General features: G+C 70.0%; 6 protein-coding genes. All 6 read left to right on the top strand.

Annotated elements, in window-relative coordinates:
• On the top strand, positions 1–664 hold a 664-nt coding region (locus tag BI335_RS03855; protein ID WP_144009064.1), incomplete at its 5' end, for a lysophospholipid acyltransferase family protein.
• Between the two features lie 124 nt (positions 665–788).
• Positions 789–1,817 carry a GNAT family N-acetyltransferase gene (locus BI335_RS03850; protein WP_166646675.1) on the top strand — a complete coding sequence of 343 codons (1,029 nt, stop codon included), beginning with the start codon at positions 789–791 and terminating at the stop codon, positions 1,815–1,817.
• Positions 1,814–2,563 carry a YebC/PmpR family DNA-binding transcriptional regulator gene (locus BI335_RS03845; RefSeq protein ID WP_094359330.1) on the top strand — a complete coding sequence of 250 codons (750 nt, stop codon included), beginning with the start codon at positions 1,814–1,816 and terminating at the stop codon, positions 2,561–2,563. The genes BI335_RS03850 and BI335_RS03845 overlap by 4 nt, the downstream gene beginning before the upstream one ends.
• Positions 2,564–2,835: 272 nt before the next feature.
• Positions 2,836–9,462 (top strand): DUF4011 domain-containing protein, encoded by a 6,627-nt coding sequence (locus BI335_RS03840; RefSeq protein WP_229119433.1) that lies wholly within the window; start codon positions 2,836–2,838, stop codon positions 9,460–9,462.
• 156 nt (positions 9,463–9,618) lie between these two features.
• Entirely contained in the window at positions 9,619–10,263 is a 645-nt protein-coding gene (ruvC, locus tag BI335_RS03835; protein WP_094425545.1) for a crossover junction endodeoxyribonuclease RuvC, read from the top strand.
• Positions 10,260–10,874 carry a Holliday junction branch migration protein RuvA gene (gene ruvA, locus BI335_RS03830; RefSeq protein WP_094405113.1) on the top strand — a complete coding sequence of 205 codons (615 nt, stop codon included), beginning with the start codon at positions 10,260–10,262 and terminating at the stop codon, positions 10,872–10,874. Before ruvC ends, ruvA begins: the two co-directional genes overlap by 4 nt.

The following is a 10,874-nucleotide window of genomic DNA, read 5'->3' as shown; positions in this document are numbered from 1 at the left end:
ACCGCTGCCCACCCCGGCCGCGGTGGTGCAGGCGGTCGGCAGCCTGACCAACCCGCGCGGGTTGCGCGCCGAGGGCGGCGATCCCGCGCAGTTGCCGAGCGGTGGCGTGCTGCTGGTCGCGAACCATCCCACCGCGGCCGCCGCCCGGTTGGTGCTGGCCCGGCTGCCGTGGGCCCGCCGGGTGCGGACCAGTGTGGTCGCGGCCCCGATCCCGGCGGGTCGGTTCGACCGGCTCGCGCAGCGGCTGCGGGACGGCGGCACCGTGCTGGTCTTCCCCGAGGGCCCGCCGAGCGCCGACGGCGGGCTCGGGGAGTTCGGTGACGACGCGGTCCGGCTGGCGACCCGCAGCGGCGCCCAGGTGGTACCCGTCGGGATCCGTGGTGCGCTCAGCGCCGGCGGTCGGGAACGGCGCGGTGTCGACGGCCGCGCCCGGGTCGGCGTACGCCTCGGTGACCCGCTCACCGGTGCCGGGCTGACCGGGGCCGCCGAACAGCGCGCCGCGGTGCAGGCGCTGCTCACCGAGGATGCCGAGACCTGGTGGCAGGTGCAGCGGCGCAGCGACCCGGTACCGGCCGAACAGCCGCACGGCTGGCGGCAGACCTGGGCACAGACCGCGCCCGCCCGCCGCGGCGGCATGAAGGATGCGCCCCGCATCTGGCGGTGAAGGCCCGTGACCGGGGGGTCGAGGTTGGACGATCGTCCCGCTGGGTAGCCCCTCGATGACGATAGAGTGTCTCCTTGTGCCCACAAGGGCATCACGAGCGCATGGGAGACGGCGGAGGGGGATGATGGCGCATCCACTGGACGACCTGACTCCGCTGACCTGGACCCCCGCAACCTTCGACGACATCGAGTCGATCCACGGATTGCTGACCGCGATCTACTACTTCGACGAGCCGGCCGAACGCTGGTCGGTCGAGGACCTGGAGGATGCCTTCACCCGCGCCGGTGCGGCGGTGAAGGAGACGATCTTCGTCGGCCGCGACCAGGATTCGATCGTGGCGCTGGCCTGGCACAACTTCATCGACTACCCCGGGGATCGGGTCCGGTTGATCGGCGAGGTGCATCCGGCGTACCGGCACCAGAAGATCGGCCGCAAGATGTTCGCCTGGCAGCGCGAGGCCGCCTGGGACTGGTGGCAGCTGGAGCATCCGAACCGGCCGCTGACGATGATCGCGCAGGTCGATGAGAAGCTCTCCGGCAAACGCGGGCTCTATCTGCACTCCGGGATGCGTGAGGTGCGCTGGTTCATCGACATGCACTGTTCGTTCGCCGAGATGGGGGACCGGCTCGACCGGGCCCTCACCCTGGGCCTGCGCGGGGTGCGGGTGATGCCCTTCGCGGCCGAGTACGCCGAGTCCACCCGGGTCTGCCACAACGAGGCCTTCGGCTCGGTGTGGGGGTCCGAGCCGATCGACGAGATCGCCTGGGCGGAGTCGCTGGCCCGCAGCCAGTCCCGGCCCGAGTGGTCCTGGGTGGCGCTCGATGACGACGACCAGGTGGTCGGCTACGCGCTGAACGCCAGCTACGGTGAGGACGACCTCGAGGGCTGGACCGATCACCTCGGCGTACGCCCCGGCTGGCGGGGACTCGGCCTGGCCCGTATCCTGCTGGCGCGCTCGCTGGACTCGTTCCGCACCGCCGGCCTGGACGGCGGCGGGCTGGGCGTGGACTCGCACAACGGCGGCGGGGTGGAGCTGTACCGTTCGATCGGGTACGAGGCCACCGACACCATCATCCAGTACGAGTGCATCGCACCCGAGGACTTCGAGCGCGATGACATGAGGGACAGCAGGCAGAAAGGATCGGGCCGATGAGCGGTCATTCCAAGTGGGCGACCACCAAGCACAAGAAGGCCGTCATCGACGCCAAGCGCGGCAAGCTCTTCGCCAAGCTGATCAAGAACATCGAGGTCGCGGCGCGGCTCGGTGGCGGTGACCCCGCCGGCAACCCGACGCTCTATGACGCGATCCAGAAGGCGAAGAAGTCCTCGGTCCCCAATGACAACATCGACCGCGCCGTCAAGCGCGGTTCCGGCGCCGAGGCGGGCGGCGCCCAGTACGAGACGCTGTGGTACGAGGCGATGGCCCCCGGTGGTGTCGGCCTGCTGATCGAGTGCCTGACCGACAACCGGAACCGGTCCGCCTCCGACGTCCGGGTCGCGGTGACCCGCAACGGCGGCTCGATGGCCGATGCCGGGTCGGTCTCGCGGCTCTACCAGCGCAAGGGTGTCGTCGAGGTCGCCAAGGACCAGGACGGCAAGGTCGTCACCGAGGACGCGCTGCTCGAGGCGACCCTGGAGGCCGGTGTCGAGGACGTCGCCGACCAGGGCCCGGGCTTCACGCTGACTTCGGAGCCGAACGATGTCGTCGAGGTCCGCAAGGCCGTCCAGGCCGCCGGGCTGGACTACGAGTCGGCCGAGGTCCAGATGGTCCCCGACTACGACAACCCGGTGGACGCCGAGACCGCCGAGAAGATCGAGCGGATCATCGACGCCCTCGACGACTCCGATGACGTGCAGAACGTGTACGCCAACTACGAGCCCCCCGCCGACGAGTCCTGATCTCAACGCTCATCGAGTAGGGCGCCCCGCGCCCGCATCGAACCCCGCTCATCGAGTAGGGCGCCCCGCGCCCGTGGCGAGATGAGTGCGGTCCGTTGTACGGCGGTTGAGCGAGCGAGGTACGAGCGAGTCGAAACCCCGCGATCCCCGTGCCCGAGGTGACCGAGATCGTCGCGACGGATGTCGGTCGCTGCCGATAGGGTGAACTCGAGATTGGATCGAGCGGGGCCTGAGGAGTCTTCGCTCCTGTTCGAAGGACCAGCACCTTGGCCGTGCTCACCCCCGCCGAGCGGATCAACCGCGCCGCCGCACTCGTCGCCGAGGCACTGGCCCCGCTGACCACGGCCAACGCACCCCGTGGCGGTGAGATCGACTCCTGGCTGGCGGTGTTCGCCGAATCGGATCGGGTCAGCGGACGCCCCCCGGTGCGGCGCAGCATGCGCGATCCCCGGGTCCTGCTGCAGGTCCAGGCCCGATACTGGAAGACCTTCCGATACCCGACCCGACCCCAGCAGACCGCCTGGGCCAAAGAACTGCTCCAGGGGTTGAACAAGGCGGCGCACGAACCCGATCGACTCGGGCTGGCGGAGGCGGTGCGGTTGCTCGGCATCGCGCACGAGTACGCCCTCAGCGTCGACGCCGACGAGGCGGTCGGTGCGCGGCTCGAGCAGCTGCATGTCGACCTGATGCGGGAATTGCTGAACGAGCAACCGACCGCGGTCGAGGCGCCGGCCCCCGAACCCTCGACCGATGCGCCGCCGGTCCAGCCCGCGCCACCGCAGCCGGCTCCTGCGCAGCCGGCCCCTGCACAACCGGCGTCCGTGCCGGCGGCACCACCCGCCGACGAGGAGGAGGTCCGCGCGGATACGGTCGAGGGGGCTGTCCCGCAACAGGACGACAATGCGCTGCTGATCGAGCTCGTCACCCGATTCGGCCAGCAGATCCCCGGCAGCTTCCTCGGCCTCGACTATCGCTACATCACCCACGGTGACATCAGGGTCATCGTCTTCTTCCGCCAGGACCTGAACTTCGCACTCGTGCACAACCGGGTCAGTCCCTTGGCGGGTGTCGCGGTGGCGCGGGTCGCCGGCGAGGACAGCGACCTGGAGGTGCGCGACCTGCGGGCCCACCTGGGCAGTCTGCCGGATCGAACCGACGCCGGATGGTCGCTCGCCGGCCCCTTGCGGGGCCGGTCGAGCTGGTGGGCGAGTCCCGCGGAGCTCAGTTGGCAGTTGCCGGTGGATCACTTCATCGAGGTCGACGAGGCGAGAGCGGACTCGATCGAGTTCTCCTTCACCCATCGCGGTGAGACCGTCCGGGAGTCGATCCCGATCCGCATCCTGGCGCACGACCAGTGGGCCGCGCGGGCGGTCCCCGAGTTGATCGCCGCGTTCGTCCGCCCGCGGGCGGAGGCGGTGACCCGGATCCTGTCGACCGCATCGGATCTGTTGGGGCGCCGCACCGGCAACCCCTCCCTGGTGGGATATCAGGACACCCCCGAGCGGGTGGATGAAACCGCCCGCGCCATCTATGACGCGATCCACGAACTGGGCATCCGCTACGCCGAACCACCAGCGAACTTCGAGCACGACGGGCAGAAGGTCCGCACCGCCGATGTGGTGGTGCGATCGCTGATGGGCACCTGCATCGACACGGCGGTGCTGTTCGCCGCGACGCTCGAGGAGGCTGGTCTCCAGCCGTTCATCGTCTTCGTGCCCGGGCACGCCATGGTCGCCTACACCCGTCGCGACCTGGGCACCGAGATGGTCCTGGCCGGGACCGAGGAGGTGAGCAACCTGGTGGGCAGCGGCATCTTCGTGCCGATCGAGACGACCGCGGCCACGGCCGGCTCGCAGCTCGGCTTCGTGGAGGCCGTGACCCGGGCCAGCCAGACGATCGCGGATCATCCCGGCGCCACCCGGCTGATCAACATCAGCGCCGCACATCGCCGGGTCCGGCCGCTTCCGACCCTGGTGGACCGTGAGGGCGTACGCACGATCGTCGTCGTCGAACAGTCCCGGCCAGCGATCCGGACCCCGCTCGCCGACGGTTCCCATTCCTCGGGTGGCACCAAGGACCTGACTGCCAGCGGATTCCCGCTCCGGGTCCAGCGGTGGCGTTCGGACCTGCTCGATCTGTCCCTGCGCAACCCGTTGCTCAAGCTGGCCGACTCCCGGGGGCTGGAGTTGCTGGTGCCCGGGGAGGACCTCGGCGAACTCGAAGACCGTCTCGCGCAGAACGCCGCCGTGCGGCTGACACCCGATCACCAGGTGGACGCGATCGACCGCGAGCGCGGTCTGGTCTCCGCAGCCCAGTTCGACTCCGCCACCTTGTCCCGGCTGTTCCGTGAAGAGGGGCGCACCTTCGTCCGCAGCGTGCGCGGCAGTTCGGAGCGCAAACTGGTCCAGCTGCGCCGCGACGCGAAGGCGCTGAAGGAGGAGACCGGCGCAACCGCGCTCTTCGTCAGCCTGGGGCTGTTGACCTGGCGGGCCGGGCGCGATCAGATCGCGCGCAGTCCGTTGTTCCTGCTGCCCGTGGAGCTGACCGGCAGCAGGACCCGGCCCTATGAGATCCGACTCGAGCCGAACGCAGAGATCCAGCCGAATCACTGTCTCATCGAGAAGCTGCGTCAGGAGTTCAACCTCTCGCTGCCGCAGCTCGAACAGCCGCCCACCGACGATGCGGGCATCGACCTGCCGCGGGTGTTCCGGGAGTTGCGCGAGAGCTTCGTCGAGAACCGTCTCGATTTCGCGGTCGACGCCCGCAGTCATCTGGCGATCCTGCAGTTCGCCACCCTGGACATGTGGCGCGACCTGAGCGAGAACTGGGAACGCTTCACCTCCTCGAAGGTGGTCGACCACCTGATCCACAGCGGGGGCGAACTCTTCTCCGATCCGGTGCAGGATCGCCCGGTGCTGCCGACCGACGAGGCGGACGCCTACCTGCCGGTGCCCGCGGACGGGAGCCAGTTGGAAGCGGTCGTCGCCGCGTCCCAGGGGCGCACATTCGTGCTGGAAGGACCACCGGGGACCGGCAAATCGCAGACCATCACCAACATGATCGCCGACGGGCTCGCCGCCGGGCGTACGGTCCTGTTCGTCGCCGAGAAGCAGGCGGCGCTGACGGTCGTGCACGACCGGTTGAAGCGGATCGGGCTGGAACCGCTGGTGCTGAACGTGCACGGCAAGGACCAGTCGGCTGCCCAGGTGCGCCAGCAGCTCCGCTCGGCCATCGATCAGGTACGCAAGGGCAACGAGGTGGTGTTCGAGGAGAACCGGACCCGCCTGCGGCGATCGATCGAACACCTGGCCGCCTACCCGGGGCTGCTGCATCGGGGCGAGCCGGGGCAATCCATCTGGGAGCGGTACCAGCGGTGTCTGCTGCTGCAGCGCCGGCTGCCGGCTGCCGAGGGCTGGCAAGCGGCCGAGATCCCCGTCACCGCGGCACTGCTGGACCTCGACCCCGCCCGCCTGCATGCCATCGTCGGCGCCGTGTCCGACGCGGCCCTGCGCAGCAGGGGACAGACGCTGCCACCGGAATGGGACCTGATCGGCCCGCCCGCAGCCGGGCCGGACGGCGACCGCGCCGCCCCGATCCTGGCGGCGGCGCGGGCACTGGCTGATGCGGCCGAGGCGCTGCCCCCGGAGCTGGCCACCACGGTGGGTGACCTCGATCCCGATCAGGCGACCGTTCTGGAGGCCTGGCTGGCGGATCTGCCCAGTCGTCGCGCGGTGCTCCCGGGCCAACTCGGTCAGCCCCGGCTACCCGCCGCCGACCTTGCTCGTCGGGTCGCCGACCTGCAGTCATTCCGGCAGCGCTGGGATCCCGCACAGGTTCCGTTCACCCGGGCCGCGGCCCTCGCCGACTGCGAGTCGCTGCAGGCCGAATACGAGGCCGCGCAGCGCAGCGGGATCATGCAGCGCGGACGGTTGACCAAGCTGGCCCTCGGCAAGATCGCCTCGTACGCCGAGCCGGCGCACGAGGCGGCCGTTCGAGCGGATCCGCTGCGCTTCCTGGCATCGCTGCGGATGTACCGGCAGGAGCATCAGGAACTGGGGAGGCGGCTCTCGGCGGGCATCCCGCAGCTGGCGGGCAAGGACCTGCGCGCCAACGAGGCGCTCCAGATCCTTGGGGCCATGTTGACCACCGAGCGCGAGTACGAGCAGCACGCGGAACTGACCAGGCATCTCGTGGCGCGGCTCCCGGATGTCGCGCCACGACTGGATGCCCTCGTCCAGCGGGACCCGGACGGCGCGGAGGCGGGCCGACCGGGGGCGAGCCTGCGGGCATTCGACGAGGCCTGGTCGCGGTTGCGCCAGGTCGCGAACAGCACCGAGCGCTCGCTCACTGCCTGGTTGGCGGGCCAGCGCCTGCTGCAGCGGATCAGCCAGTGTGCACAGCATTGGCGCTCCGACTCCGCCAGCGACCAGACGGTGGCCGATTTCCGGCGCCGGTTGGAGTTCGGTGATGCGCTCCAGACCCTCACCGAATACGGTCTGGCCCCGGTCGCCGACCAGATCCGACGGGGGCCGGCAGCGGCGCTGACGGATGCGATCGAGCTCGCCGTGGAGCGCCGTCGTCTCGCAGACCAGTTGCGAGCAGAAGATCTGGACGTCTTCGATTCCGCCACCCGAGCCAGCCAGGTCGGTGACTATGTGCGGGTGGCCAAGGAGCTGAAGCGGCAGACCTGGAGTGAGCTGCCTGCTCGGCTGCTGCAGCGCCGCAATGCCGGGGCGGTGAGCGTCGGCCTGCGCAAGGAGATCGATCGCAAACGGGGTGGGTCGATCCGGAGGTTGTTCGACGCGCACGGCGGCGAGATCCTCGGTCTCACCCCGGTGGTGTTGATGAGCCCGGCCTCGGTGGCCCGATTCCTGCCCGCCGACGGGATCCGTTTCGACACCGTCATCTTCGACGAGGCCTCCCAGGTGCGGGTGGCCGACTCGGTCGGCGCGCTCGGCCGCGCCGACGCGGCCATCATCGTCGGCGACTCGAAGCAGATGCCGCCGACCAACATGTTTCGGCAGAGCACGACCGATTCCGACGAGGATCCCCCGGCCACCATCGGCACCGCGGTGGCGGGGGAGGGTGCTGGTCAGCTCGAGGCGATGAGCCCGGACCAGGAATCGATCCTCTCCGAAGCGGTCGGATCCGGGTTGGAGCAGAAGTGGCTGAGCTGGCACTACCGCTCCCAGCACGAGCAGTTGATCAGTTTCTCCAACATGAAGTACTACAACGGCCAGCTCCAGGTGTTCCCCGGTCCGCCGGAGCATCGCCCGGAGCTGGGGATCCGTGCCGAGTTCGTCGGCGGTGTCTTCGACCGCGGCGCCACCCGCACCAATCGCGCCGAGGCGGACCGGATCGTCGCCGACATCGGCAGCCGACTGGCGAACCAGCCGGAGGTCTCGATCGGGGTGGTCACCTTCAACACCCAGCAGCGGGATCTGATCCTGGATCTGCTGGAGCAATCGGAGGATCCGCTCATCCGACAGGCACTCGAGCGGGAGCAGGAACCGCTGTTCGTGAAGAACCTGGAGAATGTCCAGGGTGACGAGCGCGACGCGATCCTGTTCTCGATCGCCTTCTCCCGCAACCCCGAAACGGGCGTACTCAGTCACAACTTCGGCCCACTCAACAACGTCGGTGGCGAGCGCCGATTCAATGTCGCCATCACCCGCGCCCGGTCGACGGTGATCCTCTACACCTCGATCCGATCGACCGACATCGACCTCGCCAAGACCCGGGCCGAGGGTCTGCAGCATCTCAAGGAATATCTCGCCTACGCCGAGGGCACCGCGCACGCGGCCCTGGGTGGCACCCAGCAGTTCGATGCCGAGGATCTCTACCGCGAGGAACTCGCCACCGCGCTCCGCAGCTGCGGGCTCGAGGTGATCTCCGATGTCGGCACGTCCCGATTCCGGGTCGACCTCGCAGTGCGCGCGAGCGCGGAGCACGGATGGTTGGCGCTGGTGCTGGACACTCGTGAGTGGGCCGGGCGCGCCATCACCGCAGACCGTGAATCGCTCCCGGGGGAGATCCTGCAGGGAGTGATGGGCTGGCGGGACACCGTGCAGGTGCTGCTGCCGGCCTGGATCCAGGACCCCGCCGCCGTGCTCGCGATGGTTGTGGAACGGGCGGAATCGTTGCGACCGGAGCCGGTCGCGGCCACCCCGCCCCGGGAGCAGGTGCCCGAGCCGCTGGCCGCGGAACCGACCGCGGCGCGGGCTCCGGCCGATACCGACGACCTCGCCCTCGTCCCACGCATCGATGAGATCGATCCGTTGGCACCCATCCGCGGGCAGGCGGTCACCGAGCAACCGGCGGTGCCGGCGACGGTGGATCGCACGCGAGCTCATCCGTTCGTGGCCGCCGACACCGGTGTGGTGGGGGAGCCCGCGGTCCTGGACGATCTTGGCGACGCGGAGCAGCGCGCACTGGTCGCCGCCCAGCTGACCGAGGTGATCGAGACCGAGGGCCCGGTGGAGGCGGTCCGGGCGGCGAAGATCGTCGCCGGCAGGTTCGGCCATGGCCGGATCAGATTGAACCGGGTCGGCGAGATCCTGCGCTGTGCGACGACCGATCCGCAGTGGCATCCGGAGTTCGGCAGGTTCTTCTGGCCGGCCGGCCTCAGCGGTGACAGCTATCGCGGATATCGGCCGCGAACCAGCACGATCCCGATCGACGAGCTCAACCATGTCGAGATCGCCAATGCCATGACCGACATCCTGGGAACGCAGGGGCCGATGAACCAGGACACCGTGCTTCGGGAAACGATGGCCACCTTCGGATATGCGCGGATGGGTCCGCAGATCCGGGCCCGGTTGACCGCGGTGCTGCGGTGGGCCCTGGCCGAGGGAAGGATCCAGAGCGCCGGCAACGGCTTGCTCGAGCCGGGCACGTGACTGGGTCTCATCTCGACACGGCCGCCCTTGCTCCGCTTCGCTGCGCAGGGCGGCCCACTCGATGAGCGTCCTGACCGAGGGCCGTGTCGCTCGTCGGCGTACCCGGATCCGCCCACTAGTCTGTCGAACGTCTGTTCGAGCAGTGGAGGAGGGTGCATGCGGGTCCTCGGGATCGACCCCGGTCTGACGCGCTGCGGCGTCGGGGTCGTCGAGGGTACGCCGGGACGGCCGCCGGCCCTGCTGCACGTCGGCGTGATCCGTACCGAAGCCACGCTGGACACCGCATCCCGGCTGGTCACCATCGAACAGCAGCTCGCCGAGCTGGTCGCCGCCTGGCTGCCCGATGTGGTCGCGGTGGAGCGGGTGTTCGCCCAGCACAACCTGAACACAGTGATCGGCACCGCCCAGGCCGCCGGGGTCGCGATGCTGATCGGCGCCCGCAGCGGGATCCCGGTCGCCCAGCACACCCCGAGCGAGGTGAAGGCCGCGATCACCGGATCCGGCCGCGCCGAGAAGCAGCAGATCGGCACCATGGTCGCCCGCGTACTGCGACTCGCCGAGCCCCCGAAACCCGCCGACGCCGCCGACGCGGTCGCACTGGCCATCTGCCAGGTCTGGCGCGGCGGCACCCAGAACCGGCTCACCGAAGCCGTCCGGCGCGACCAGCGGGCCCGCGCCGACACCGACGAACTCGCCGACCGGGCCGCCGCACTGGCTGCCCGGCAGAAGGCCGTCCTGGCCGAGGCCACCCGCCGCGCGAGCGAACGCGCGGCACGACCGACCGAGAGGAAGAACGCATGATCGCCCACCTCCGGGGCACCGTGACCGCGATCGGCGCGACCTGGGTGGTGGTCGACCTCGGCGGCTTCGGGGTCAAGGCGCTCTGCACCCCGGCCACCGCCTCCGGCGTACGCCTCGATCAGCCGACCGAACTGCACACCTCGCTGGTGGTGCGCGAGGACTCGCTCACCCTCTACGCCTTCGCCGGCACCGACGAACGGGACTGCTTCGAGCTCGCCCAGTCCGCCTCCGGCATCGGTCCCAAGATCGCGCAGGCGATGATGTCGGTGCTCAGCCCCGATGAGTTCCGCACCGCGATCGCGAGCGGCGACCACAAGACCCTCACCCGGGTGCCGGGCATCGGCACCAAGGGCGCACAGAAGATGGTCCTCGAACTCAAGGACAAGGTGAACGCCCTCGGTGCGGTCACCGACCTGCCGGCCGCCACCGACAGTCAGCCCGAGGCGCCGGTCGCGGCCTGGCGGGAGCAGGTCTCCCAGGGCCTGCAGGGCCTCGGCTGGTCGGCCAAGGACGCCGAGGCCGCCTGCGACCGGGTCGCACCGCTCGCCGAATCCGAGACCTCGGTCGCGGTCCTGATGCGGGCCGCGCTGCAGACGCTGGCCCGCAAGTAG

The organism is Enemella evansiae, from assembly GCF_002250705.1.
GTDB lineage: Bacteria > Actinomycetota > Actinomycetes > Propionibacteriales > Propionibacteriaceae > Enemella > Enemella evansiae.
Note: the sequence above shows the minus strand (reverse complement) of the source record. Positions and strands in the feature narration are given on the sequence as shown.